The organism is bacterium (genome assembly GCA_035549195.1).
Lineage (GTDB): Bacteria > Oederibacteriota > Muellerivitia > Muellerivitales > Muellerivitaceae > DASZRK01.
Genome location: DASZRK010000017.1, coordinates 115,890 through 140,833 on the forward strand (window position 1 = coordinate 115,890; position 24,944 = coordinate 140,833).

At 58.9% G+C, this 24,944-nt stretch carries 22 protein-coding genes; 5 read left to right on the forward strand and 17 right to left on the reverse strand.

The features are described from left to right. Nucleotides 1-42: 42 nt before the first annotated feature. Entirely contained in the window at nucleotides 43-1,752 is a 1,710-nt protein-coding gene (locus VHE12_03805; protein HVZ79908.1) for an NCS2 family permease, read from the forward strand. A 78-nt stretch (nucleotides 1,753-1,830) separates the two neighbouring features. Here the strand turns inward: VHE12_03805 and VHE12_03810 are convergent, their stop codons facing one another. The 11 genes from VHE12_03810 to VHE12_03860 form a co-directional block, all read right to left on the reverse strand. Then, nucleotides 1,831-2,301, reverse strand: a complete 471-nt coding sequence (locus tag VHE12_03810) for a YetF domain-containing protein (protein ID HVZ79909.1) — start codon at nucleotides 2,299-2,301, stop codon at nucleotides 1,831-1,833. A gap of 17 nt (nucleotides 2,302-2,318) precedes the next feature. Further along, a complete protein-coding gene (locus tag VHE12_03815) occupies nucleotides 2,319-2,711 on the reverse strand; it encodes a hypothetical protein (protein ID HVZ79910.1) in 393 nt (130 codons plus the stop codon). Nucleotides 2,712-2,747: 36 nt separating this feature from the next. Continuing rightward, nucleotides 2,748-3,896, reverse strand: a complete 1,149-nt coding sequence (locus VHE12_03820) for a rhomboid family intramembrane serine protease (protein HVZ79911.1) — start codon at nucleotides 3,894-3,896, stop codon at nucleotides 2,748-2,750. A 61-nt stretch (nucleotides 3,897-3,957) separates the two neighbouring features. Continuing rightward, nucleotides 3,958-4,338, reverse strand: coding sequence for a RidA family protein (locus VHE12_03825; GenBank protein ID HVZ79912.1), 381 nt, complete (start codon nucleotides 4,336-4,338; stop codon nucleotides 3,958-3,960). 40 nt (nucleotides 4,339-4,378) lie between these two features. Beyond that, entirely contained in the window at nucleotides 4,379-4,693 is a 315-nt protein-coding gene (locus VHE12_03830) for an SEC-C metal-binding domain-containing protein (GenBank protein ID HVZ79913.1), read from the reverse strand. Nucleotides 4,694-4,751: 58 nt separating this feature from the next. Beyond that, on the reverse strand, nucleotides 4,752-6,422 hold the full coding sequence (locus VHE12_03835; GenBank protein HVZ79914.1) for an ATP-binding cassette domain-containing protein: 1,671 nt from the start codon (nucleotides 6,420-6,422) through the stop codon (nucleotides 4,752-4,754). Nucleotides 6,423-6,496: 74 nt separating this feature from the next. Continuing rightward, entirely contained in the window at nucleotides 6,497-7,153 is a 657-nt protein-coding gene (locus VHE12_03840; protein ID HVZ79915.1) for a FecR domain-containing protein, read from the reverse strand. Nucleotides 7,154-7,299: 146 nt separating this feature from the next. Then, the gene (locus tag VHE12_03845) at nucleotides 7,300-9,462 is read right to left on the reverse strand and encodes a hypothetical protein (GenBank protein ID HVZ79916.1); all 2,163 of its coding nucleotides are present in this window, start codon (nucleotides 9,460-9,462) and stop codon (nucleotides 7,300-7,302) included. Between the two features lie 26 nt (nucleotides 9,463-9,488). Next, complete coding sequence (locus VHE12_03850) at nucleotides 9,489-12,098, reverse strand: glucosidase (GenBank protein HVZ79917.1); 2,610 nt, start codon at nucleotides 12,096-12,098, stop codon at nucleotides 9,489-9,491. Nucleotides 12,099-12,189: 91 nt separating this feature from the next. Next, nucleotides 12,190-14,118 carry an amylo-alpha-1,6-glucosidase gene (locus tag VHE12_03855; protein ID HVZ79918.1) on the reverse strand — a complete coding sequence of 643 codons (1,929 nt, stop codon included), beginning with the start codon at nucleotides 14,116-14,118 and terminating at the stop codon, nucleotides 12,190-12,192. Nucleotides 14,119-14,232: 114 nt separating this feature from the next. Continuing rightward, nucleotides 14,233-14,871 (reverse strand): hypothetical protein, encoded by a 639-nt coding sequence (locus VHE12_03860; GenBank protein ID HVZ79919.1) that lies wholly within the window; start codon nucleotides 14,869-14,871, stop codon nucleotides 14,233-14,235. A 190-nt stretch (nucleotides 14,872-15,061) separates the two neighbouring features. Here VHE12_03860 and VHE12_03865 point away from each other — a divergent pair, with 190 nt between their 5' ends. Then, entirely contained in the window at nucleotides 15,062-15,685 is a 624-nt protein-coding gene (locus tag VHE12_03865) for a hypothetical protein (GenBank protein ID HVZ79920.1), read from the forward strand. A gap of 327 nt (nucleotides 15,686-16,012) precedes the next feature. Here the strand turns inward: VHE12_03865 and cas2 are convergent, their stop codons facing one another. Both cas2 and VHE12_03875 read right to left on the reverse strand, forming a co-directional pair. After that, the gene (gene cas2 / locus VHE12_03870; protein HVZ79921.1) at nucleotides 16,013-16,267 is read right to left on the reverse strand and encodes a CRISPR-associated endonuclease Cas2; all 255 of its coding nucleotides are present in this window, start codon (nucleotides 16,265-16,267) and stop codon (nucleotides 16,013-16,015) included. Between the two features lie 25 nt (nucleotides 16,268-16,292). Beyond that, nucleotides 16,293-16,946, reverse strand: coding sequence for a hypothetical protein (locus tag VHE12_03875; GenBank protein ID HVZ79922.1), 654 nt, complete (start codon nucleotides 16,944-16,946; stop codon nucleotides 16,293-16,295). Nucleotides 16,947-17,252: 306 nt separating this feature from the next. On the opposite strand from VHE12_03875, the gene VHE12_03880 reads away from it, so the two are divergent. Continuing rightward, nucleotides 17,253-17,885: a hypothetical protein gene (locus VHE12_03880; GenBank protein ID HVZ79923.1), complete on the forward strand. Its 633-nt coding sequence runs from the start codon at nucleotides 17,253-17,255 to the stop codon at nucleotides 17,883-17,885. Between the two features lie 94 nt (nucleotides 17,886-17,979). On the opposite strand, the gene VHE12_03885 is transcribed toward VHE12_03880, so the two are convergent. Beyond that, nucleotides 17,980-19,122 (reverse strand): glucose 1-dehydrogenase, encoded by a 1,143-nt coding sequence (locus tag VHE12_03885; GenBank protein ID HVZ79924.1) that lies wholly within the window; start codon nucleotides 19,120-19,122, stop codon nucleotides 17,980-17,982. Nucleotides 19,123-19,292: 170 nt separating this feature from the next. Between VHE12_03885 and VHE12_03890 the strand changes: the two genes are divergently transcribed. Next, nucleotides 19,293-19,535, forward strand: coding sequence for a CDGSH iron-sulfur domain-containing protein (locus VHE12_03890; protein ID HVZ79925.1), 243 nt, complete (start codon nucleotides 19,293-19,295; stop codon nucleotides 19,533-19,535). Between the two features lie 9 nt (nucleotides 19,536-19,544). Continuing rightward, on the forward strand, nucleotides 19,545-20,231 hold the full coding sequence (locus VHE12_03895) for an SDR family NAD(P)-dependent oxidoreductase (protein HVZ79926.1): 687 nt from the start codon (nucleotides 19,545-19,547) through the stop codon (nucleotides 20,229-20,231). Between the two features lie 70 nt (nucleotides 20,232-20,301). On the opposite strand, the gene namA is transcribed toward VHE12_03895, so the two are convergent. The 3 genes from namA to VHE12_03910 all read right to left on the reverse strand — a co-directional run bounded on the left by namA (nucleotide 20,302) and on the right by VHE12_03910 (nucleotide 24,929). Then, nucleotides 20,302-21,357 (reverse strand): NADPH dehydrogenase NamA, encoded by a 1,056-nt coding sequence (gene namA / locus VHE12_03900; protein ID HVZ79927.1) that lies wholly within the window; start codon nucleotides 21,355-21,357, stop codon nucleotides 20,302-20,304. Nucleotides 21,358-21,505: 148 nt separating this feature from the next. Continuing rightward, entirely contained in the window at nucleotides 21,506-24,580 is a 3,075-nt protein-coding gene (locus tag VHE12_03905; GenBank protein HVZ79928.1) for a DUF294 nucleotidyltransferase-like domain-containing protein, read from the reverse strand. A 10-nt stretch (nucleotides 24,581-24,590) separates the two neighbouring features. After that, on the reverse strand, nucleotides 24,591-24,929 hold the full coding sequence (locus VHE12_03910; GenBank protein HVZ79929.1) for a P-II family nitrogen regulator: 339 nt from the start codon (nucleotides 24,927-24,929) through the stop codon (nucleotides 24,591-24,593). Nucleotides 24,930-24,944 lie beyond the last annotated feature (15 nt).

Here is a 24,944-nt window from a genome sequence, read left to right on the forward strand (position 1 = left end):
AAAAACCTTGACCGGTCCGGGGGGCCCCTTTAGTCTTTTGCCATGCCTAAGTTCCTGGCCGACCTAAAAACCCGTTGGGCCACCCTGGTCTTTCCCTTCCTCTCACCCGGGACCTCCAAGATCAAGGCCCTCCCCTGGTTCACCCGGGGCGACTTGGACGGCTTTTTCGGCCTTTTCATCGACAATCTCCTGCAATTGATGCTGATCGGCTATCTCTGCAAGGCCCTCTGCGGTTTCCCCAGCGACCTGGTGACCGGCCAGGTCCTCCCGGGCGCGGCCCTTTCCATCCTATTAGGCAACCTTTTCTACGCCTGGCAGGCCCGGCGGGTGGCCCTCAAGGCCGGCCGTCCCGACACCACCGCCCTTCCCTTCGGCATCAATACCCCCAGCCTGATCGCCTTCATCCTGCTCATCATGGCGCCCATCTACCGGGAGACCGGCAGCTACAAGCTGGCCTGGCAGGCCGGGCTCTTCGCCTGCTTCCTGAACGGCGTCATGGAGACCGGTGGGGCCTTCGTGGGCGACTGGCTCCGCCGCAACACCCCACGGGCGGCCCTGCTCTGCGCGCTGGCCGGAGTGGCCATCACCTTCATCGCCATGGACTTCATCTTCCAGATCTTCGCCAACCCGGCGGTGGGGCTCATCCCCACTTTCCTCATCCTCATCTCCTACTCCTCGCGCATCAAATGGCCCTTCGCCTTGCCCGGAGGTTTCCTGGCGGTGCTGGTCGGGACCCTCCTCTATTGGCCCCTCCATTCGCTGGCGCCCAACCTGGTGACCGCCACCCTCTCCTCCGATCCCATCCTCTGGTCGGTCTATCCTCCCAAGCCCGTGCCGACGGACCTTTTCGCCCTGGTCTTCAACGCCAACGGCTGGAAATACCTGGCCGTCATCATCCCCATGGGGCTTTTCAATGTGATCGGGTCGCTGTTGAACCTCGAAAGCGCCGAGGCCGCCGGGGACCGTTACCCGACCAAGCCTTCCCTGCTCTGGAACGGCTTCGCCACTTTCCTGGCGGCCTTCCTGGGAAGCCCCTTCCCGACCACCATCTACATCGGCCACCCGGGCTGGAAAGCCCTTGGGGCCCGGCACGGTTATTCCATCCTGAACGGTTTCTTCATCACCCTGCTTTGCCTCACCGGCGGCGTCTCCTTCTTCCTGATGCTCATCCCCAAGGAATGCATCCTGGGCATCCTGCTTTGGGTGGCCATCATCATCACCGCCCAGGCCTTCATGGAGATCCCCAAGGAACATTCCCTGGCGGTGGCCTTCGGCCTCATCCCCACCCTGGCGGCTTATTTCATCTATCTCATCGAGTCCACCCTGCGGTCCGCCGGGTCGCCCTTGACGGTGGCCATGGCCGATAAGCTCACCGCCGACAACCTCTATGTGCGGGGCATCATCATCCTCAGCCAGGGATCGCTCCTGACCTCCATGATCTTCGCGGCCGTGATGGTGTTCCTCATCGAGAAGAAGTTCCTGAAGGCCGCCCAATGGGTCCTGGCCGCGTCCGTTTTCTCCTTCATCGGCCTCATCCACGCCTACCGCCTGACCGATAGCGGCGTGCAGGACGGTTTCGGGATCACCTGGTCGCCCCGCTTCGGCCTGCTCTACTTGATCCTGGCCGGGTTCCTCTTCCTGATCCACTTCCACCAGAAATCCAACGCCAAATCCTCCCGCCGGGGCAAGAAGAAGGCCGCCAAGAAGGACGAGTTCTCCTCCCCTCCCACCAGCAAGGTCGGATACCTTTAAAAAGGGACCGCCAATAAAAAAAGCCCTTCCGGGGACCGGAAGGGCTTTGGATCAGGACAGAGTGGGCCCCGCTTTCCCTTATTGAGGGATCACGCTGATCTGGCCGTTCTCCTCCAGCACCGCGAAACGGACCTTCTTCAGGTCCCGGACCCCGTTCTTGCGGCAGGCCGCCTCCAGGTCCTCCAGAGTGAGCTTTTCCTTCCCCAATTGTTCCTTGAGCACCTTCCCGTTATGGATCAGCACCGTCGGCCCGCCTTCCAACAGCCGCCGGGCCGCCTTGAAGCGATAGGTCAATTCGGCCGCGGCGAAGTTGAGGCCCAGGATGGTGGCCGCCCCCAGGATGCCGCCCCCGAGGGAGTTGTCGTTGCCGATGATGGCGTTCTGGAGCACGTTGGAGATGAGCAGGACCACCACCAGGTCGAAGGGCGTGAGCTGGGCCATTTGGCGTTTGCCCGTGAGCCGGAAAGCGAAGAGAAGGAAAAGATAGACCACCCCCGAACGCAGTACCTTCTCCCAGACCGATATTTCAGGCACCCACAGGTGTTCCATGCCCTCTCCTTCGGGTCCTACCGGACCCTTTTGAGCTTATCGAACTTCCACATCCCCTTCTCGAAGACCAGGGTGTCCTCCGCGTCCGTCATGCCACCATCGCCCAAGAGCATGAACTGGATGTCGCAGTTCTTCTCGTCGGTGTGCCGCTCGATGATCTTGATCCCCTTGACCGCCCCGTCGTTCAGCCGGGCGGCCCAGACCTTCTGGAGGGTCATGTCCGGGTTGTTCTTGAGGTAGGTCAGGACGCTGTCGGAAAAATAATCGGCGGTCTGGTCGTATTTGCCCTCCAAGGCCAGTTGATAGGACGTCTCAAAGGCGGTCGCCGGCCCCATATTGGACTGGGAATCCGCGCAAGCCAGCCCCAGGAACGGAAGGGCCAACAACAATACCCGCAAGGTCTTGTTCATCTAATTCCTCCTGAAAGATAAGGATCTCCGGCCATTCTACGCTTGCACCGTCCGGGGCACCTCTTTGTTCTTCCACTTCCAGGCCGACCAGAAAACAAGGCCCGCCAGCAAGCCGCCCAGGTGCCCCGAATAGGAGATGCCGCTTCCCCGCTGATTGAAGATCCCCAGGACCTGGAGCCCGACCCAGATGCCCAGGACCACCCAAGCGGGCAACCGGATCAATTGGCCCGTCGTGAACATGGGGACGGACATCTTGACCACCAGCCGCCGTTTGGGAAAGGCGAACCCGTAGAAGATCAGCACCCCCGCGATCCCCCCGCTGGCGCCGATGTTGGGGATGTCCGAATCCGGGCTGAAACAAAGGGTGAAAAGGGAGCCTCCCAGGGTGGCCAGGACCAGCAGGGCCAGGAACCCCAGGGCGCCGATCCGGTCTTCCACCCCCCGCCCGAAAGTGAAAAGAAAATACATATTGCCGATCAAGTGCAGCGCGTTGCCATGGACCAGGAAGCAGGTCAGGAATGTGAGATATCCTGAGCGGTCATATTCGGTCGGGACGAACCCATAGGCCTCCACCGAGGCTTTGAAGTCCGTGAAGAAATAAAGGCTGGTGGCGCTGGTGGCCAGCACCACCAGGAAGGTCACCCAAGGGAAGGCGTGGGCGACCTCCCAGGAGTCCTCCACCGGGAACCCGAAGGCGGCCACGAATTTCTGCCACAAGGGGAGATGGCTGGCGTCGAATTGGTTCTCGCGGCGCGCGTTCTCGGCCATCACTTCCGCCTGGTGGATGGCAAGGAGTTGGGCCGCCTCCGGGGGGAGGACATCCTTGGGTTTCTCGGGCTCAGGCTTGGCCGGTTCGGGCGCGAACCGGACGGGGAGATGGGCCCTTTCCTCCGCGGAAAGAAAAGCGAGATTGCAGCTTTTGCAGACGTAAGGGTCGATGGGAGCCTCGGGCGTTCCGACCGAGACTTGGTTCATGGGTTTGGAGCAGCCGGGGCAGAGCTTTTCGGTCCCCGCTTGGATGTTCAGGACCGACTGCCAAAGGCGGGCGTAGAATCCCGGGTCCAGGGTGCGCCGGAGGATGGGAAGGCCGATCAACCAGGCCCCGCAACCCTCACAACCCCAAAAGACACCGAACTCGCTTTGCTTGCGCGCGAGGGGTTGGCCGCATGCCGGGCAGGAGGTCATAAGAACTCCTTGATAAACCGCTCAATATTGGACGACGGTCAAAAAAGTCTTCGTTCGCCGCTCAGCCGATGATGGCGTCCGCCTCGATCTCCACCAGCATGGCCGGGTCGATGAGCTTGGAGACCTCCACGATGGCCATGGCGGGACGGATCTCGCCGAAGACCTCGCCGTGGGCGCGGCCGTACTTCTCCCAGTCGGCGATCTTGGTGACATAAAGCCGGGTGCGCACCACATCCTTAAAGGAAGCGCCGGCCTTGGCCAAGGCCTCCCCGATGGTCTTGAGGGCGTTCTGGGTCTGGACGTAGGGGTCGGCCTCGAACTTCCCGTCCGCCCCGGCGCCCGTCGTGCCGGAGACGTGGATGGTGTTACCGACCTTCACGGCCCGGGAATAGCCCAGGATGGGTTCCCACTTGGAGCCGGTGCTGATGTTCTCGCGTGTCATGACTTTTCCTTGATGGATGGAATGGGGTCTTAGGAAAAACTTAGGAGCCGCCGCCGGCCTTGCGGGGGGCGCTCACCTGATGCACCACCGGGGATCCCGGCTTGGGGCCGTGGCTGCTGCCATAGTTGTGGCCGTGGCCATGGCCGGGGCGATCGTGGCCGGGGCGGTCATGGTCCTGATCGTGCTCATCGGCCTTCACGTTCTTGGCCGCCTCGGCGTTGGCCTTGGCCAGGGCCTCGCTCTGGGCCTTCTGGTCGGCTTCCATGTGGCACTTCTTGTATTTCTTGCCGGAACCGCAGGGACAATCGTCGTTGCGCCCGGTCTTGATGCGGGACTGCCAGTCTTGGTCGGCCATAAGATCTCCTCTTCCCGTCTTTTTGACCCAGGCATTATAGGCCTGGGCGCGATGCTTTTTATTTTTTAGAGCCCGACTTGGCCGCTTCCTTGGCCCGTTTGGCCTCGGCGGCGGTCCATTCCTCGTATTCGGCGTAGCTTCCCTTGAAATCGGTATAGGTGCCGTCGGGTTTGAGCTCGAAGATGCGGTTGGCGACCTTTCCGATGAGGTCCTGGTCGTGGGACGAGAAGATGACCGTGCCCGTGTATTCGGAAAGCGCGGTGGACAGGGATTCGATGGACTCCAGGTCCATGTGGTTGGTGGGCTCATCGAGGATGAGCACGTTGCCCCCCTCCAGCATGAGGCGCGACAGCACCATGCGCTGGCACTCTCCCCCGGAGAGCACCTTCACGTTCTTGTCCTGCTCCTCGCCGGTGAAGAGCATGCGGCCCAGCATCCCCCGGATGACCTGGCCCTCCTCCAGCGGCGCGAACTGGCGAAGCCACTCGAGGGCCGTCATGTCCTTGGTGAGTTCCTCCTTCACGTCCTGGGGCATGGAGGAGAGCTTCACCGTGGAACCCCAGGCGATCTGGCCCTCGTCGATCTTGAGCCCCCATTGGGCGAGCGTCGAACCTTCCGACTGGTAGCTGCCCACCAGGCATTTGATAAGGGTGGTCTTCCCGATGCCGTTGGGACCGATGATGGCGATCTTGTCGCCGTTGCCCACGATGAAGCTGATCTTCTTGAGGACCTTCAGGTCGCCGTAGGATTTGCTGATGCTCTTGACGTTGAGGATGTCCTTGCCCGCGGGTTGTTTCTCCTTGAAGAAGAGCCGGGGGTATTGGCGGGTGGAGGGGATGATGGTCTCCAGCTCGATCTTCTCCAACAATCGTGCGCGGCTGGTGGCCTGGGCGCTCTTGGAGGCGTTCGCCGAGAACCGGGCGACGAAGGCCTTGAGCTCGGCGATCTGTTTTTCCTTGCGGGCGTTCTCGCTCATCTTGCTGTCGAGCGCCTGTTTGGAGGCCTGGGTGAAGAAATCATAGTTGCCCGAATAGACCGTGACCTTTTCCCGGTCCACGTCGGCGATATGGGTGCAGATATGGTTGAGGAAGTGGCGGTCGTGGGAAATAACGATGATGGTGCCTTCATAGCCGTTGAGGTACTCTTCCAGCCAATCGATGGTGCGGATGTCCAGGTTGTTGGTGGGCTCGTCGAGCAGAAGCACATCGGGCTTGGCGTAGAGCACCTGGGCCAGGAGCACCCGCACCTTCCAGCCCCCGGTGAGCTGCTTCATCTTCCAGTCGTGCTTGGCGGTCTCGACCCCGAGCCCTTCCAGCAGTTCGCCCGCGCCCGCGGTGATGGTGTAGCCGTCCATGTCGCCGAACTGGTTCTCCAGCTCGGCCGCCCGGATCCCCTCGTCGTGGGTCATCTCCGGCTTGGCGTAGAGGGCGTCCTTCTCCTGCTGGATCTTCCAGAGGTCCTCCCGTCCCATGAGGACGGTGTCCAGCACCGAGAACTCGTCATAGGCATATTGGTCCTGCTTGAGGACGGCCACCTTGACCCCTCGGTCCACGGCGATCTCGCCCTCGTCGGGCTTGATCTGGCCGGAAAGGATCTTCATGAAGGTGGATTTGCCCGCCCCGTTGGCCCCGATGAGGCCGTAGCAATAACCCGGATTGAACTTGACGGTGACCTTGTCGAACAGGGTCTTCTTGCCGAAGCGGAGGGTGACTTCTTTAGCGGAGATCATGGGCTAGCCTTGTAGGGGATGGGGCCCCGGGGGGCCGTCCAAAGTGGGCAATTTGCAACAGGAAAGGGTTCGAGTCAAGGCCGGGAGGTGCCTGGCACGGGGGTGAGGTCCTGGATCCTCTCTAAAAGGTCCTGGAAGGCCTTCAAGTCCGCCAGTTTATGGCGGTCCAGGTGGTAACTGCGGCTGCGGAACTTGCCTTTGTCCATACGGATGACCTCGCGGTCCTTGGCCAGCTTGCTCTTCCCATGGTAATCGGCCACCAGCGAACCCTCGTAGGAGACCAGTTCCAGGCTCTCCCCCTTGCGGATGGCCTCGAAAAGGGTCCCGTGTTCATGGGACCGGACGCTTCCGGCGTGGATCTCGAAGGCGCCCGGAAAGGGCCTGTCCAACTGGCAGACCATCCGGCCCGTGATGAGGCGTATCCAGCATTGGGGCCCCTTGTCCCCATTGCGCAGCTTCTCGAACTGGATCCGGCTACGGGGAGCCAGGTAAAGGGTGGCCCAACCCTTCATGCGAAGGACCGCTTCCGAGTCCTTCCCGGTGGTGAGCTTGTCCCCGTCATCGACCATCTGGTTGGTGTAGAGCCGGGCGGTCTCGTCGTTCTCGTCGCGATAGGCCGTGACATTGCCCTTGGACAGGATGGTGCGGAAGCGCACCCCGTCGTCCTGGGCCCGGAGGCCCGGGAGACCGGAAAGGAAGAAGAATAGGATGAGGAACAACGGACGTTTCAAGGCGCGGCTCCGGGGTTGGAATGGGCGAGGGCGCATTATAGGACCGGGCTTGCCGGAAGAGGGGGGCAATCTAGCCCGGGACATCGGTGGATCGATCCAGCCCCACTTCAGAAAAAGGATCCCAACAAGGCAAAAAGAGGAAAGGATCACCGCCTCGACGTTGGGGGGGAACCGGCCTTTTTTTCCAGGTCCTGAAGCACACTCAAGGCGTTCCGGACGGAAGGATCGCCGGGCCTTTGTTTCAGCGCGGACTCCAGTTCCCGGCGTCCTTCCTCCCAATGACCGCGCCGCATCAAAAGACATCCTAATTCGTAATGAAGATGGAAAAGGGGAAGCCCCTTCAGGGCGTGCCGGAGGGCGTCGCATTGTTCCTCATAGTGTTCCTGGAAACCATGGTCATAGAGGAACTGGGCCTTCTTTTCCCAGAACCAGCAGACCACGAACGGGTCCGGGAGGGGCTCTTCCTGCATCTGCCGGAAGAGTCCCTGGACCGTCTCATAGGCCTCGGGCCCGTTGATGGAGTCGATCGCATCGCTGAGCGCCCGGAACCGGACATGGGCTTGCCTCCACTCTTCCAGCCGGGCCCGGGTGCGCTCGTTCACCGGGACCAGGAACAGGCACCGGCCTAGGCTCTGGGAAAGGCCCTGCCCCAGTTCGAAGGCCCGGCCTTCCGGGAGGGCGGCGGTCAGGTAGGGACCATAATCCCGGTCCACGAACAGGGCGGCCCAACGGACCCGGGCCGGGTCCAAGGCCGGGTTATCAGCGGCGTTGAAGGCGTAACTGGTCACCCAAGGGGTCTGGTCGTCCGGGGTCTCCAGGAATTCGGTGAAGATCCAACCCGGCCCCTGGTCCCGGGCGATCTGCCCGAGCATCCGCCAGGCCCTGCGGTATTCCAAGGCGCCCTTTTCCCCGCTCCAATGGTCGGCATGGAGTTCCGGATCGACACGGTATTGGAGGAACCGGTATCCGTTCCAGGCCAAGGCCAGGGCCAGGGCCCCGAACAACACGGCCCTTCGGGTCGTTCGTCCCTTCACCTTTTCCAAAAGCGACTCCGCCCCCAAGGCGGTGATCAGGTAAAGGAAGGGAAGGGCCCCGATGACACGGAACATCTCCACGTTCATGGAAAGCAGTCCCGGGACCAGGCCTAAAAGACCGCCGGCCAGGATCCAACGGAAGAAAGGGTCCTTGCGTCCGGCCCAAAGACGGACGACCCCCACGAAGAACACCGCGCCCCAAAGCGGGTCCAGGAACCCGCCGCTATCGGCGGTGTAACAGGCGTCCTCCTGCCACCTTCCCCAGAAAAGGGCCGCGAAATAGGAGAGCACCGTCATGGCCTGATGGCCTGCCGGGAACCAGCCGCTGGCCGCGGACATGGACCAAAGATGCCGCCCAAAACCTTCGTGGATCGCCGCCCAAAGGAAAGGGACCAAGGCCAGCGACAACGCGGAAAGAAAATAAAGGGGCAGTTCCCGGCGCCGTTCCGGGGCGCCCTTCCCTCCCGCGAAAAGTCCCAGGGCCACCATGACGGCGCCAACGGGCCAGACCGTGAAGGTCAGGGACCCCAGGCCGGTCACGAAACCCAAGACGGCGACCCATCCCTTTTGTTTGGCGGGCACTTTTTCTTTCAAGACCAGGGCCAACAGGAGGAAGCAGAGCATCTCCCACGGAAGGATAAGGGACCCTTGCTGACACCAACGTCCGGCATAGAAGGGCCAAAAGCCCAGCCCCAAAAGGGCGCTTCCGACCAGGGCCTGGGACCGGGACAACACCCTGCGCAGGGCCAAGGTCCCCAGGACCCAGGCCGTGAACCCCGCCAGGGCCGGCATCAGCCAGAGACCCAGGAAAGGGGAATGGAACCAGGCAAGGAAGAACCGGAGTCCCCAGATCAGCAAGGGCGGATGCTGGCCGAAGGTGTAGAAGAACTGCCAAGACCAATGACGCGCCAGGCCCAGGCCCAGCATCCCGTGCAGGCCTTCATCACGGTTGGGCCAAGGCCAGGGCTCGTCGAGGTGGTAGAAGCGCAGGAAAACGACCAGGACCAGCAGGACCCACCACCAGGCCTGGGGAAAGTTCCCGAGGAATTCCCGGGAGGAAAGGCTCCCCTTTCCCCTAGGAGCCGTCCCTGTCCGGTATTGGAAGAAAAGGACGGCGGCCAGGAGGACCAGGGCGGCCAGGATAGGCGCCAGGTCCGTTCCCGAAAGACGGCTGAGGAAGAGGTTGATCGCGAGCAATGAAAGGAAGGGCCACCAGGCGGAACGGAGCAAGGTGGCGGACCCCGGGCGGGGTCTCTGGAAGGATGGGAGTCTCACGGTCCGGCTATTATCGCGGGAAACGGTCACTCCATCAATTTGGCGACCAGGGCGGTCCAACCCGTCTGGTGGCTGGCGCCCAGGCCCTTGCCGTTGTCGCCATGGAAATATTCGTAGAAGAGGGCGTAATCCTTCCAGGCGGGGTCCTGGGCGTAACGCGGGTCGCCCCCGTGGCAGGGCCTGTTCCCTTCGGCATCGGGCAGGAAAAGGGCGGCGATCCGCTTCGACAGGAAGTCCGCCACCTCGCCCAGGTCCATCCATTTCCCCGATCCGGTGGGACATTCCACCTTCACTTCATCGCCGTAGAAATGGTGGTAGCGCTCCAGGGCCTCCACCAGGAGGAAGTTGATGGGCATCCAGACGGGCCCCCGCCAGTTGGAGTTGCCCCCGAAGAGCCAGGTGCGGGATTCGGCCGGCTCGTAATCGACCTGGTTCTCCTGCCCGTCGAGCCGCAGTTTGAAGGGGTGGTCCCGGTGGAACTTGGACAGGGCCCGGATGCCGTAGGGCGAAAGGAACTCGTTCTCGTCCAGCACGTACTTGAGCACCCGCACCAGCTTTTCCTTGGAGGCCACCGACAACAGGTAACAGCCCTTCCCCACCTGCCCCGCGTCCCGCCGCAGGATGGCTTGGGCCTCCTCGGGGCGATGGTGCAGGAACCACTTCATGCGTTTGTGGAACTCGGGCAGGTTCTCCAGTTCCTCTTCTTTGAGGATCTCCACCGCGATCAAGGGGATGAGGCCCACCACCGAGCGGACCTTCAGGGGGATGCAGTCGCCCTGGTCGTGCAATTGGTCGTAATAAAAGCCATCCGCCTCGTCCCAAAGGCCGGTGCCGCCCAGGCTATTGATGGCCTGGACGATGGAGAGGAAGTGCTCGAAGAACTTGGTGGCCATGTCCTCGGTGGCGGGATCCTCCAGGGAAAGTTCCAGGGCCATGGAAAGGAGCGTGCCGCAATAGAAGGCCATCCAGGCCGTCCCATCGGCCTGTTCCAGGGTGGCGCCCGGCTTCAACTGCCCTCGGTCGAAGACCCCGATGTTGTCCAGTCCCAGGAACCCTCCCGAGAAAAGGTTGTTCCCTTCTTCGTCCTTGCGGTTGACCCACCAGGTGAAATTGAGCAGGAGCTTCTGGAAGACCCGGGAAAGGAAGATCCGGTCCCGGTGGCCCTTGGGAGCGGTGACCTTATAGACCCGCCAGGCGGCCCAGGCGTGCAGGGGCGGGTTCACATCGGAAAAGGCGAACTCATAGGCCGGGAGCTGGCCGTTGGGATGCATGTACCATTCGCGCAGCAGCAGGATCAGCTGGTGCTTGGCGAAAAAGGGATCGATCCGCGCCATCACCACCGTGTGGAAGGCCAGGTCCCAGGCCGCGAACCAGGGATATTCCCAGTTGTCGGGCATGGAGAAGACGTCCTCGGCACCGAAATGGTCCCAATCCCGGTTACGGCCCCGGCGGCGGCCCGGGTCCACCGGCGGCTGGTTCGGGTCGCCCTCCAGCCATTGCTTCACCTGGTAGAAGTAGTACTGCTTGGACCAAAGAAGCCCGGCATAGGCCTGCTCGGCCACCTGTCGTTCCGCCAGCCGGAGGGCGGGAGGCAGTTTCAGGTCGAGGAAGCTTTTAAGTTCCGCGGCCCTCGTCTCGAAGACCTTGTCGAACCCCGCCCCGAAGGGCGCGGCCTGGGCTTGGGGTGAAAAACGCAGCCGCACCACCTGTTGCCCGCCCGCCGGAACTTGGAGCCGGTAGAGGAAGGCCCCCTTGGTGCCCTGGGAAGGATGGACCGCGTCCTTTTTCCCTTCGATCACGTAACGGTGGAAGGCGTCCTTTACATGGGGGGATGCGTTGGCCGTGTGGAAGAGCTTCTCAAAATTGGTCTCGTTCTCGGTGAAGAGCATCTCAGGGGAACCCTCCGCCTGGAGGACCCAGGGGCCTAGGGACGGATGCTCCAGGGCCATCCCCTGTGGGGTCTTTTGGATCGGGGTCCGGGGCCAATAACCCTCGCTGTCCCGGCCCCATCCCCAGGTGTTGCGCAGCCAAAGGGTGGGAAGGAGCGCGAGGTCCGCCGCTTCCGGCCCCCGGTTCACCACCGTCAGGCGGATGAGGATGTCGTCCGGGGCGGCCTTGGCGTATTCCACGAAGAGGTCGAAATAGCGGTTCCCGTCGAAGAGGCCCGTGTCCATCAGTTCGAACTCGGGGTCGTTCTTCCCCCGGCGGCGGTTCTCCTCCAACAGACGGTCATAGGGGAACTCGGCCTGGGGATATTTATAGAGGGCTTTCATATAGGCGTGGCTGGGGGCGGCGGAAAGGTAGTAGTAGTTCTCCTTCACGTCCTCCCCGTGGTTGCCCTCGTCCCCCGTCAGGCCGAAGAGCCGTTCCTTGAGGATGGGGTCCTTCCCGTTCCAGAGGGCGGGAGCGAAGCAGACCAGGCCCTTGCTGTCGGAGAAACCCAGCAGGCCGTCCTCGCCCCAGCGATAGGCGCGGCTACGGGCATGGTCGTGGGGGAAATAGTCCCAGCAGGTGCCGTTGGGCGAATAGTCCTCGCGCACGGTCCCCCATTGGCGTTCGGAGAGGTAGGGACCCCAGTTCTTCCAGGGGTGATGGCCGTTGATGAAGAGTTCGAGCCGCTCGGATTCGGGATCCAATAAAAACTCCAAATGCTGTCATTGCGAGGAATGCCGGCCGAATAGGTCGGCGTTCATGACGAAGCAACCTCAGTTTAAATATGCCTCTGAATTACTTCAGTACCACCTGATCTAACCTGATCGCCTCGCCCAGGGACCAGGCCTGGAAGGGGCAACCCCGGGGCGTGAAGGGCTCGTCCCCGTCGGCGATCTCGCAGAAATGGCCCAACCCCGCCTTGTCCAGGTTCTCCAAAAGGGGTTCCAGGAATTTTTGACGCGCGTCGTCCTTGGCTTGGCGTGTATTTCCCCGTGACCGCACCCAGGCTTCCACGAAGGGTCCCATGAGCCAGGGCCAGACCGTTCCCTGGTGGTAGGCGCTGTCGCGCTCCAGGATGCCGCCCTTGTATTGGCGCCGGTAGCCGGGCTCGTTGGGCGCCAAGGTCCGCAACCCCATGGGGGTCCAAAGCTTGGCCTCGACCGTGTCCAACACCAGTTTCGCCTTCTCATCGTCCAACAGGGTCAAGGGCAGGCCGCCCAGGGCGAAGACCTGGTTGGGCCGCAAGGAAGCGTCCCCCGTCCCCGGCTGGCGCTTCACATCCACCACGTCGTAGCAATGACCCGTCGCCCCGTTCCAGAAGCGGTTCTGGAAGGAGGTCAGGGCCTTCTTGAAGAGCGCTTCCCACTCCTCGGAGAAATGCCCGCCCACCCAAAGGGCGTTCACCCACAGGGCCTCCACCTCCACGGGCTTGCCCACCCGGGGCGTCACCGCGCGGTTGTTGACCCGGGCGTCCATCCAGGTCAGGGAGTCGTCGCCTTCCCCCGCCCAAAGCAGGCCGTCGGCGTCGGCCTGGATGCCCCAGCGGGTGCCTTGCGAATAGCCCTTGAGGATCTTCTCCACCGGAGCCTGGAACTCGCTCCAATCCTTCTTGGACAGGTCCCCTTCCCGGGCGGCCTTGAGGTAGTCGTAACAGGCGATGATGTACCAGAGCGACGCGTCCACCGAATGGTATTCGGGGGTCTCGCCTCGGTCCGGGAAGCGGTTGGGGACCATCCCCTCGGAAATGGCCTTGGCCCACTCCAGGAGGATCTTGCGGCTCTCGGCGACCCGGCCGGTGGCGAGGCCCAATCCCCGGATCGCCACGAAGGTGTCCCGGCCCCAGTCGGTGAACCAGGGATAACCCGCGATGAGGGTCTCGCCCTGGCCCCGCTTCACGAAATAGTTCTCGGCGGCCTTGGCCAGCAGGTTGGGGAATTTTCCCCGGCGTTCCTCCTCCTGGGTGCGGTAGCGGTCGAAGACCTCCTCCACCACCTTCAATTGGTCCGGGGCGGCCGGCTTGGCGGCCTCGGCGGAAAAGACCATGATCGCCCGGGTCTTGCTGATGTTCCATTGGAAGAGGCCGGGGGAAGCCAGGTCCTCCACGCAATCCAGGCCGCGGGCCTGCTCCTCGGAATAGAGGAACTGGTGGTACCAGTTGGGCTGGTGGTGGTAATGGCCGTTGTGCAGGGCGGCGAGGGTGGGCATGCCGTCGTAAGGCTTCCAATAGACGCTCTTCTCGAAAACGTCGGCCTCGAAGCGGAAGTCCGGGTTCTCCTTCTGGAGCGAATGGTAGTCGGTGAAGGACAAGAGGGGCCGCACCGAAAGGCGCAGGGGCTCCTTGGCGTTGATCAGCTTCCAGGAAAGGACCGCCGCCGAGGCGCCCCGTGGCACGAAAAGTTCCTGCTCCAGGGCCATGCCCTTGGGCAGGCGGAAGGTCCACTTGGGCCAGGGCTCGGACTGGAAGGATTCGATGGATTCGGCCCCGTTGGGCGACACCACCCCGGGGAAATAGAGGTTCGAGTTGAGGTGGAAGATGTTGTCGTTGAACTCCACCCACACGTCCAGGCCCTTGACCAGGGCCACCCGGCCCGTCGGGGGCGTGGTGGCGGTCAGGAGGATGGAATGGTAGCGCCGGGTGCGGATGCCATTGGTCGTGCCCAGGGCGAAGCCGCCCAGGCCGTCGGCCTCCAGCCACTCGGTGTTTTGGTTGATGGGTAAGGGCATAAATCCTCAATTTCTAATCACTAAGGCATTGAGATCGCCAGAAAAAAACGTACTTAATTTAAAATTTCACGGTTTTAATGCGTTTCGTTACATCGCCCTAGAACCTTGAATAAATTATTGAATCATTTCCTTAACAAAACGTTTCATCGAAACAAAATCATGCTGATTGAAACAAGATTCCAGATTTTCTTTTTCTCCGATTATCCTGACTCGAACCTCATTTGCATTGGAAATTTGGATCAGTTGGTCTTTGGTAACCGAATAAAAAGCAGTTTCCTTCACTGTGGCTTCAGAATTTTCAAAAAAACCATTTTCTGAAGTCTCTCGTTTTTTACTTCCCGGTCCAGAAAAAATTATTTTCTTATCGTCCACCAAAAGGACCAACGACTTTCCCTTTCCAATGAAAAGCCAATTGGAAGATTCAAAAACAATTTTAATCTTGTATGAAACCTTTCCATTTTTAAACGTATATTTCTGAGGATCAAAATATACCCCCGTCGGAAGAGTCGGCCTCTTATCTTGTTCGTCGTCCGAACACCCAAAAAGCTTTCCTCCTTCTACAAGGGTATACGTTGTAAATCCTTCGAACTTATCCTCTTCTCGAGAAATTTTGTACGGGTCATAGAATATATCTTCATTGTGCTTTTTCGCTTCGGCAACAAGTTGATCCAAGCTTTCCTCAGCTTTGACCGCAGTAACTTTCCCCCATGAAAAAAACATTAAAAACAACAGGGACATAAATATGAATTTCATTGGTTTTTCTCCCTTTAAAATTCCGGAACTATGCCGCTGGCAAACTCAGCCAAACAGGATTTTGTGGGCCAGTAATGAACAACCTTCTTTTAATTGTAACCTTTTCATTTAGAAAATTATCTGGGTTCTTAGCCTTTTCAGGCCGACTATTAGGATTCGCATACCAACGACTCACGAGTAGAATTTGGACATGGAATTCCTTAAATATCTTTGGCTTTCATTCACTTCATTTTTTGTCGCTTCTCTCATTGCTATTTTTCGAACAGAAATTCTCTCTTGCTTCAATCTCAATTCTGGGCAAATTCCTATGAGCGTTCTTTCTTATGTCCTGTTTGGGATTGGAGTTTTTGAGCTGGGAAGAAAATGGGACACTTTTTTCAGCAAAACTACCAAGCTTAAATGGTTTTTGAATAAGAAAATCAAACAAGGAAAAAGACTTTGTCGAAAAAGAAAATATGAATCCCTAGTCACTCGCAAAATCGAAGTGAGTCCACCAGTGAAACTTCCAAACGGTGATGTTCTAAAAGAACAAATGGATTATTCGCAAACAGATGATTTTAGGATTATTTACAAAAAATGGACCGAACAAGTTTTTGCAGGTCTGAGGCATGGATTTGGAAAATCTATTGAAACTGAATTTAATGACCATATCCCACCTTCGGCGCTTTTCAATAGCATCTATGATATGCGGTGTGACCTTTTACGAGATTTGGAATACTTGTCCAAGAAACGTGATTCATTAAAAGCAGACATGCTTGATTCAAATTTCAATCCTAAGTTTCTTGATGATTATGTTAATTTGGAAAACCTATGAAAAAATCCAAAAAAGGCAAGAAGTACGAAAAGTCTTTAACCATGCATTCGCAAAAATCCGAAGACGCTTTAGTGGCTTTTATGAAGATCGACTCGAAGAAAACATAGTCTAAATAGTTTCCTAATTTTAGATGTGACATATAGTTAGGGTATATCCACGAGAATTTATTGGCAAAATGGGGGTTTAACTTTTACACCGGAATCAAAAGAAGAATGGAAAGCACCTAAGGTATTTAAAAACTCGCTTTGAAACGTAAAGTTTGATGATGGTCTTACTCCCAACCCTTCATTATTGGAAGAGCATGAGAGCGCAAAGGATTTAGAATGATTAGAGATTTTTGATTTTATTCATTGAATGGCGACTGGACCAGCCATCTACGTTTCCGATTAAAAGCCTATCTTGATCATCAGGGAAATAACTCTTTAGTTTTTCGAAAATTTCAGAGGCGCTTTTTTCCGCCTTAACCACCCAAACAGATTTTTGTACTCGTATTGCACCCATTGCTTCTAAGACTTCAAACAAGTCCGAATATTCATTTTCATCGGCTTTGGCAAGGTCATAACAAATAAAAAATAGTGACATGCGAAAATCCTTTTAAATAGTCGGTTCATTCTATTTTTTTAATATCTACTTTTTCTCGTCTTTTCTTTTCCGATTCTTTTTGTAAATCTTCACTTTTATATGAATTATCCAGGTCCTTCCGTATTTCTCGCATCACTTTTGGGGAATCATAAAGAACAGTGCAATAGTTAGAACCGTCATCTATTAGCCGTACTTCGGTAATGTCATTTCCATAAAGTTCCACCTCGGCATCCTCGTATGTCCATTTTTCTTTATAGGCATATTTCTGAGAAAGCTCTTTTTTGAAAACATCATAACTACTCGTGTTTATTACAAAAGCGGCCAAGGCAAACATGTCTCTATAGAACACAAAATCCACGTCTTCATGGATTTCACCATAATGAGTAAAGTTTGTATCTTTTAAAAGCTCTTTGGGCATATGCGTGTCCGAATCTTCTGCTATACCCAAAGCCTTAGATAGCAGAAGGCTGTCAACCCCACTTCCGAAATGATCAGGCATTGATTCATTGCCAAACATATCGGTTTCTTTCTTATCGGGCATTGTCGTCTTTAAACCGGATTCTTTGTAAGTGACTCCCCACAAGATATTTCTATACCCAGGAAATACTGATTTGACTTGGCTATTACCAAACCCGAAACAAAGCATAAATAAAACCACGAGAAACAAACGGCCACTCATAATCACCTCCATTGACTAGCTTCGGCTAGTTTTAGAATACTAGCAAAAGTTAGGTGGTCAACGGGCTATGAAAAAGCTCACCGAGGCAGAGGAATTGAAGAACGCCAAAAACGGAGTCACTGTTAAGGTTTTACAGGCCAATCAGGAACTGACCTAATTCGAACTTTCTGAGAAGCCGGCATTACGGACCGCAAGGTGGTTGGATCTGTAGAACAAGCGGCTACTTATCCGTCTTTGAGAACACTGACTAAATTAGCGAAGGCTTTGAAAGTTTCGGTATCTAAACTTGTGGATGGGATATGACCTATGGGCAATCCAGTAGAAGATGCGGCTAAAAACGGCGAAGGTCTATTAAGTCGGATTAATCATCCAATCTTTGGGGCTTTTCTTGGATCTTGGTTTATTTGGAACTGGAAGATTGTATATCTTTTAATTTGTGGTTTTAAAAGTCCGCAAGAAACAATTACCAATGTTACTCAAGAATATCTAGTTAATGACTACTGGGGAAATATATCCCTCCGGTGGGGTTCTGTTGTTGTTTATCCGGCGTTATCAACTTTAGGCATTTTGATCTTGGGACCAATATTGCATGACGGTTACATACTCTTTAAGAAATGGGTCAATGCCTGGATAAATAAAGTTGAACCAATACCTAAATCGCAATACGTAAGAATGGAATATGAGAAGATTCAGGCGATTAATGAAAGAGTGGTAATTCAAGGCGCTTATAATTTGGTGAGAAAAAAGGAGGTGGAAATTCCAGGGACAGATAACGGAATCGGAATGGAAGAGAGGATTCCCGCCAATAATCTGGTTCAGAATTATCTATCCAACCAAAGAGAATTGGTCGAAATAAAAAATGAAAGAGACCAACTAAAAGCAGATTTACTAGAAGCTGAAAAGAGAATCGAAAAATTAGAAGAAAATAAAAATCTTTAATTATTTCCTGGTGGCATCGCCGTTAACATATGTCCACGACCATGCCTAACGATTTTGTGTCCACCTTTAACCTCTTCACCAATTCCGAAAAATTCTACTCGAAACTAACGATATTCTTGATGCCGCCCGGGGCTCCCAGGAGCAGGTCCTGGAACTTCTCGGGGGCGTAGCGGCCCGTGATGAGGAACTTCAGGGCGTTGGGCCAGCGTTTCTGGAAGACCCCCAGGTCCTCGATGGCCTTCTCATAGGCGTTCTTGCCCGCGTTGACCGACCCGAAGACCACCTGGTTCTTCAGCACCAGGTCCCGCATGATCAGGTCCGTGTCCACCTCGATGGGGCCCTTGCGGCCCGGCACCCCGGTGAGGATGAAGACCCCGTTGGTGCCCAGGTACTTCATCATCTGGAAGGCGAACCCCGAGGCACCGGTGGCCTCATAGACCAGGTCCACGTTGCCCACGATCTGGGCCAACTGTTCCAGGTTGACGGTGGAACCCGACAGATAGGTGGCCCCGATCTCCTGGGTCAATTGGGCCTTGGGGGAACCGGCCGGTTCCCTTGAGTAAACGAAGGTCTTGAAGCCGTAGGAACAAAGGAGCATGGCGCCCAAGAGCCCCACGGGCCCCGCCCCCAACACCACCGCGTTGTGGGGGTAACCGATCTCGGCGGCGGGGATCTTCTCGCCCTTGCGGTGCGGATGCTGGTCGTGGCGGCAGGCCCAGGGAAGACGCGCCTGGATGTCCCAGACCTGGAAGAGGGATTTTTCCGCGATGGTCAGGGGCTCGGCCAACACCGCCACCTCCCGCAATTCGGCGGGAACGAGGTTCATGAATTTTTCGTCATCCACCACCTTCTCGGTCATGAAACCGTGCAGGCCGTTGATGCCGCGCTCCTTGAAACCGCCGGTCACGCAGAAATCCTGCCGTCCCACGCGGCAAGGCACGCAGTGGGGATCGCCGCAGGGCCTCCGAACCACGTTCACCACCAGGTCGCCCGGTCGGAGGGTCTTCACCCCGGACCCCACCTCGATCACCTGGCCCAGGGACTCATGGCCCAGGATGAGATAGTCGGAACCCTGGGGCGGATTGCCGTATTCGAAGGCGCAGATCTCCTTGTCGGTCCCGCAAACGCCGATGTCCAGCATCTTCAATTTGACGTCATGCGGCCCCTGGAGGGAGGGCTCGGGGGCGTCGATCAACTGGACCTTTTTCTGGCCGGGAAAGACCGCGATGGCTTTCATGGGGATCCTTTCGGATTCTTGGGATAGGGGACGGCGCAGAGGGCCATTTTGGCCCCTTCCCCGTCGGCCCGGAAGTTACTTTTGCGATACTAAAAAAAGCGGCGCCTCATGTTCCTTTTGGGGACTTTCCGCTTTAATGATCAGGACGTTGACCGACCCAAGGAGGTTTTATGTCCGAACCGAATATCGCCGCGAAATTCCCGGCCAAGGTGGAGCTGGAAGCCGGGAAGACCTACGCATGGTGCGCCTGTGGCCACTCAAAAAGCCAGCCCTTCTGCGACGGATCCCACAAGGCCCATCCGCCCTTCACGCCGCTGGTTTTCAAGGCCGAGGAATCCAAGACCGCCTTCCTCTGCCAATGCAAGCATTCGAAGAACAAACCCTATTGCGACGGCACCCACAAAACGCTTTAAGGATCGGACATGGCCAAGACCCTCGTTGTCTGCGGATACGGCCCCGGCGTCTCCAACGCCGTGGCGGAGCATTTCGGTTCAAAGGGATTCCCTATCGCCATCGCCGCCCGCAACCCGGACCGACTGAAGGCCGCCGAAAAAGCCCTCCAGGCCAAGGGGATCCAAGCCGCCGGATTCCCGACCGACATGGCGAGCCCCGAAGCGACCAGGGAACTGTTCGTCCGGGCACGCGCCAAGTTCGGGCCCGTCGGGGCGTTCCATTGGAACTCCTTCGCCGAAGGCGCCGGGGACCTTTTGACCGCCGACCCGGCGACCTTGCACAAGCTTTTCGATGTTTCCGTGGTGAGTTTCCTGGCCGCCGTCCGGGAGACCCTGGCCGATCTGAAGGCCGCCCAAGGCGCGATCCTGGTCACTAACGGGGGTTTTGGCTTGATGGATCCGAAAGTGGACGCCTCCGTGGTGCAATACAACGCCATGGGCTTGGGCCTGGCCAACACCGCCAAGATGAAGACGACCCGTTTGCTTGCTGAAAAGCTCCGTCCCGAGGGCATCTACGTGGGCGAGGTCATGATCGGCGGCTTGGTGAAGGGAACGCCCTGGGACAATGGCAACGGCACCGTGGACCCCAAGGACGTCGCCACCCTCTTTTGGGACCTTTACACCAAGCGGGACAAGCTTTCGGCCTCGATCCAGTGACTTTTCCCCCGCTCCCTCAAGGGGCAAGGGTCCGGGATGAAGTTGACTTGATATCGGGTCCCTTGATCCTTCACTTGGCCCTGGCGTACTGCACCGGCCACTTCACGTCCACGCCCAGTTCCTTGGCGGCGTGGAGCGGCCAGTAGGGGTCGCGCAGCATCTGGCGGGCCAGGAAGACCAGGTCCGCCTTCCCTTCCCTCAGGATATCCTCGGCCTGTTGGGCTCCCGTGATCAGGCCCACCGCGCCCGTCGCGATGCCCGCTTCTTTTTTCACCTTCTCCGCCAACGGCACCTGGTAGCCGGGCACGACCTGGATCTTCACCCCCGGCACGTTGCCGCCGCTGGAGCAGTCGATCAGGTCCACGCCCTCTTTCTTCAGGACCTTGGCCAGTTCCACCGAATCCTCGAGGGTCCAGCCGCCGTCCTTCCATTCGGTGGCGGAAAGCCTCACGAAAAGCGGGAACTTCTCGGGCCAAACCTTTCGAACTTCCTTCACGATCTCCCGCAGGAACCGGGAGCGGTTCTCGAAGGATCCCCCATATTCATCCTCGCGCCGGTTCGAGAAAGGCGAGAGGAACTCGTTCACGAGATAGCCGTGGGCCGCGTGCAGCTCGATGACCTGGAACCCGGCCTTCAAGGCCCGTTCCGCCGCCGCTTTAAAGAGACCTACTGTTCGGACCACCTCTTCTTTTGAGAGGGCTTTAGGCGTCTGGTACCCATCGGCGAAGGGAATGGCACTGGGCCCCACCGGTTCCCATCCGCCCTGGTCCAGGCCGATGGGTTTTTCGGTCACCCAAGGCACGCCCGTCGAGGCCTTGCGGCCCGCGTGGGCCAGTTGGATGCCGGGCACCGCCCCGTGTTCCGCGATGAACTTCGCGACCCGGGCCAAAGGTTCGATGTGTTCATCTTGGTAGATCCCCAGGTCCCCGGGGCTGATGCGTCCCCGCGCCTCCACCGCCGTGGCCTCGGCCATGACGAGCCCCGCGCCCCCCACCGCCCGGCTTCCCAGGTGCACCAACTGCCAATCGTTCGAGAAACCGTCCTCGTAGGAATATTCGCACATGGGCGACACCGCGATGCGGTTGCGGAAGCTCACGTCGCGTAGTTTCAATGGTTCAAAAAGCATAAGACCTCCAAAATTTCGAACCACAGAGGTCACAGGGATCGCAGAGAAAGGCAAAAGCACGTCTTAATTGTTTTAGGTCTCTGTCCATCCCATGCATCTGTGGCTGATTAGATTTGGCTTTTCTCTGTGTCCTCTGTGCTCTCCGGGGTCAGATCGTCTTTTCCTCGAATTTCACCCATTCCGGCAATCGCTTGAACAACTCCCGGACCCGCACCTGGGTCCTCTCGATGCGTTCCATCAATTCCTCGGCGCCCGGGCCCTGGGCCCCCCCCAAACGCCAGGCCAGGCGTTTCAGGCGGACCGGGTCCGTCGGCAGTTCATCATCGGCGGTCTCCCGCACCATCCGGTGCCGGGCCTCGATGAGCCGGTAGAAACGATAGGCGTCCATCAGCTCGATCGCTATACCCCGGGGCAATAAATTCTCCTCCGCCAGGTACCCCAGGGCGCTGGGCAGGTGGGGCATCCGGATGAGCGGCCGGTCCTTGCCCCAGGCCACCTGCAGGGTCTGGACCAGGAACTCCACGTCCACGATGCCACCCGGCGAGACCTTCAGCTCGATCCCCTCGGCCTTTTTTGCCTTCTCCTCCATCTGGGAACGGATGTCGAAGATCGAACCCAGGTCCTCCTTCGTCAGCCCCCGGCCATAGACGTAATCCTCGATGACCTCCTTGGCCCGGAACCCCACCTGGCGGTCCCCCGCCATGAAGACCGCCCGGGTATAGGCGAGACGCTCGGCGGCCTGGCCGTAGGCGGCGAAATAGCTCCGGTAGGCCTCCACCGAGTGCACCATCATGGCTTCCCGCCCCATGGGGCGCAGGCGCGCGTCGATCTTATAGGCCATGCCGTGGCTGGTGGGCGCGGCCAGTGCCCGGGTGAAGGTCTCGGAGAGCTTGAGATAGGTCTCGAACCCGATCCCCTTCCCTTCCTCATCCCCATAGATGAAGAGCAGGTCCAGGTCCGAACCGTAGTTCATCTCCCGCCCGCCCAACTTGCCCATGGCGAAGAGGCAGAAGCCTTTGGGGATCGAAGGACGTCCCGAGAGGATGGGAATGTCCATTTTTTCCGTGGCGATCCCCAGGGCGGCGCGGCTCACGGCCTGTGCCAGGCGGGAAAGCTCGGCGAAACTCTCGAAGAGGTCCCGCTTTCCCAGGATGTCCTGCAGGCCCACCCGCAGGACCTCGCTGTTGCGCAGGTCCCGGAGCCGGTTGAGCTTTTCCTCCCAATCGGAGGTCTCGGCCAGCAGGTCCTCCAGGGGGTCCAGGGTGTCCTGGATGGACTGGGGCGTCCCTTCGGACAGGGCCTTGATCACGATGTCGAAGTTGCCCGGCTGGAGCACCAGGATCTCGGAGAGGAAGAGGCTTTGGGAGAAAAGCTCCAACAACAGTTTCCGCAAGGCCGGTTTTTCCAGCAGGTAACGCACATAGAGGTCGGGCAGCGAGGTGGCCTGGAGGAACCGTTCCATCTGGTTCAGGGCCCGGTCCGGATGGGAGACCTTCCGCAAACCGCCCAGCAGTTCGGTGGCGAAAGAGCTCCAGAGCCTTTCCCCCCGGGAGCCGGCGGTCTTGCGCAGGTGGTGGAAGATGTTCCTCAGGTTCACCCCCGCCTGGCGGGGTTCCAGGAAGAGCCCGGCCTTGGCGAGGGGCCCTTCCAGCCGGTCCAGGTCGCCCGTCATGGCCTCCTCGGCGATCAGGGCGAAGGGGTCCTTGCGCCGCTTGATCTGGAAGACTTCCTCATAGAGCGCCCGCACCCCCTTGGTGGTGGCGGCGTAATGGGCCTTGAACTGGCGGACCGGGGAGCCTTCGGCCCCGGCGTGGAACCCCAGGGACCGGGCGATCCTCTCCAGGTCCTCCTTCTTCTTGGGAAGGGTGTGGGTCTGGAGTCCGTGGACCATCTGCAGGTGGTGCTCGATGTTGCGCAGGAACCGGTAGCTGTCGGAGAGGAACTGGGCGTCGGCCTTGAGCAGGATGCCCTTGTCCCCCAGGATCGCCAGGGCCTCCAGGCTGTTGGCGTTGCGCACCTCGGGCCGGGCCCCCCCATGCACCAGCTGGAGGAACTGGATGATGAACTCGATCTCGCGGATGCCGCCCATGCCCAGCTTCACCTGGGTGTGGAGGCGGCCCTTGGATTCCATCTTCTGCTTGATCAGGTCCATGATCTCCCGGATCTCGGCCAGATAGACCGAGTCGTAGTTCTTCCGGAAGATGAAGGGCTCCACTTCCTTGAGGAAGCGGTCGCCCAGTCCCAGGTCGCCCGCGCAGGGCCTGGCCTTGAGCAGGGCCTGCAGTTCCCAGGGCTGGCTGCGCACCTCGTAATGCTCCAGGTAGGAGGGAAGGGAGCGGGCCATGTCGCCCAACCCCTCGGGCCGCAGGCGCATATCGACCCGGAAGACATTCCCCAAGGGCGTGGGTTCGGACAGGACCTGGATGAGCCAGTCGGCCAGGTCGTTGAAGGCGCGGCGGGCCTTTTCCGCCTCCTCGCCCGCGAGGGGCGTGTCGTAAACGAAGAGCGGGTCGATGTCCGAACTGTAGTTGAGTTCCCGGCCGCCCAGCTTGCCCAGGCCCAGCACGCAGAAGGAGCCGGGCGGCAGGGGCGCGAAATGCGCCTTCCCCACCTCCAAGGCCTTTTCCACCAGGGCGTCGGCCAACCCCGCCATCTCGAAGGTCAGGTCCTTCACGTCGGTCAACCCCAGCAGGTCCCGGACGCCCAGGCGCAGCATCTGCCGGGCCTTCACCCGGCGCAGCGCGTTGAGCTTTCCCTCCTCATCGAGGGCCTGTTCCACTTCCACGTCCAACTCCGCCCGGAACCTCTCGGGCCGGAAGGGGGCGAAGACCCCGTCCTCCTCGAAGAGCCAGTAAAGGAGCGCCGGTTCCCGGCAAAGCACGGTGGTCAAGGCGGGACTCAACCCAAAGACCTGGGCCAAGGCCTTGCGGGCCACGGGGTTGCGGGTGAGGTATTGGAAGAGCTGGGAGCGGTGGAAGGCGACATTGGCGAAGGTGCCGAAATGGTTGAGGGATTGGTCCGGATCGGGCGATTGGGCGAACTCGAAGAGCAGGAGCGGCAGGAGTTCCAGCCAGGCGGCCCGGTCGAAAAGGCCCTGGGCGAAGGCCGAAAGTTCCTTCCAGGCACGGGCGGGCTTCCGGAAGCCGTAAGGCTTCAGGAGCCGTTGGATCTCGGAGGCCGGTGGCGGCTTGGGCGAGGTGAGCAGGGGTCCCAGGGTTTCCATGGGGAAGCCCTTACTTCACAGCTTCATCGCCTTTTTCATTGGTGCGGATGCGCAGCGCGTCGGTGACCGGCGACACGAAGACCTTCCCGTCGCCGATCTTGCCCGTCTTGGCGGCCCGGGCCAGGGCCTCCATGATCCTGTCCTTCTGGTCGTCCGCACAGACCATCTCCAGCTTGAGCTTCGGGAGGAATTCGATGGTGACGGTGTCGCCGCCCAGTTCCTCATGGCCCTTCTGCTTGCCGAAGCCGCGCACCTCGGACACCGTCATGCCCGTGACGCCGACCTTCACCAGGGCTTCCTTCACCGCGTCCAGCTTGTGGGGCTTGATGACCGCCTCAATCTTGACCATGGCTCTCTCCTTGGA

Coding starts and splice junctions, on each gene's coding strand:
- VHE12_03890 (HVZ79925.1), top strand. CDS start 19,293: ATGTCCGAACCGAATATCGCCGCGAAATTCCCGGCCAAGGTGGAGCTG.
- VHE12_03895 (HVZ79926.1), top strand. CDS start 19,545: ATGGCCAAGACCCTCGTTGTCTGCGGATACGGCCCCGGCGTCTCCAAC.
- VHE12_03885 (HVZ79924.1), bottom strand. CDS start 19,122: ATGAAAGCCATCGCGGTCTTTCCCGGCCAGAAAAAGGTCCAGTTGATC.
- VHE12_03830 (HVZ79913.1), bottom strand. CDS start 4,693: ATGGCCGACCAAGACTGGCAGTCCCGCATCAAGACCGGGCGCAACGAC.
- VHE12_03880 (HVZ79923.1), top strand. CDS start 17,253: ATGGGCAATCCAGTAGAAGATGCGGCTAAAAACGGCGAAGGTCTATTA.
- VHE12_03855 (HVZ79918.1), bottom strand. CDS start 14,118: ATGCCCTTACCCATCAACCAAAACACCGAGTGGCTGGAGGCCGACGGC.
- VHE12_03835 (HVZ79914.1), bottom strand. CDS start 6,422: ATGATCTCCGCTAAAGAAGTCACCCTCCGCTTCGGCAAGAAGACCCTG.
- VHE12_03910 (HVZ79929.1), bottom strand. CDS start 24,929: ATGGTCAAGATTGAGGCGGTCATCAAGCCCCACAAGCTGGACGCGGTG.
- VHE12_03860 (HVZ79919.1), bottom strand. CDS start 14,871: ATGAAATTCATATTTATGTCCCTGTTGTTTTTAATGTTTTTTTCATGG.
- VHE12_03810 (HVZ79909.1), bottom strand. CDS start 2,301: ATGGAACACCTGTGGGTGCCTGAAATATCGGTCTGGGAGAAGGTACTG.
- VHE12_03820 (HVZ79911.1), bottom strand. CDS start 3,896: ATGACCTCCTGCCCGGCATGCGGCCAACCCCTCGCGCGCAAGCAAAGC.
- VHE12_03865 (HVZ79920.1), top strand. CDS start 15,062: ATGGAATTCCTTAAATATCTTTGGCTTTCATTCACTTCATTTTTTGTC.
- VHE12_03905 (HVZ79928.1), bottom strand. CDS start 24,580: ATGGAAACCCTGGGACCCCTGCTCACCTCGCCCAAGCCGCCACCGGCC.
- VHE12_03805 (HVZ79908.1), top strand. CDS start 43: ATGCCTAAGTTCCTGGCCGACCTAAAAACCCGTTGGGCCACCCTGGTC.
- VHE12_03815 (HVZ79910.1), bottom strand. CDS start 2,711: ATGAACAAGACCTTGCGGGTATTGTTGTTGGCCCTTCCGTTCCTGGGG.
- cas2 (HVZ79921.1), bottom strand. CDS start 16,267: ATGTCACTATTTTTTATTTGTTATGACCTTGCCAAAGCCGATGAAAAT.
- namA (HVZ79927.1), bottom strand. CDS start 21,357: ATGCTTTTTGAACCATTGAAACTACGCGACGTGAGCTTCCGCAACCGC.
- VHE12_03825 (HVZ79912.1), bottom strand. CDS start 4,338: ATGACACGCGAGAACATCAGCACCGGCTCCAAGTGGGAACCCATCCTG.
- VHE12_03875 (HVZ79922.1), bottom strand. CDS start 16,946: ATGAGTGGCCGTTTGTTTCTCGTGGTTTTATTTATGCTTTGTTTCGGG.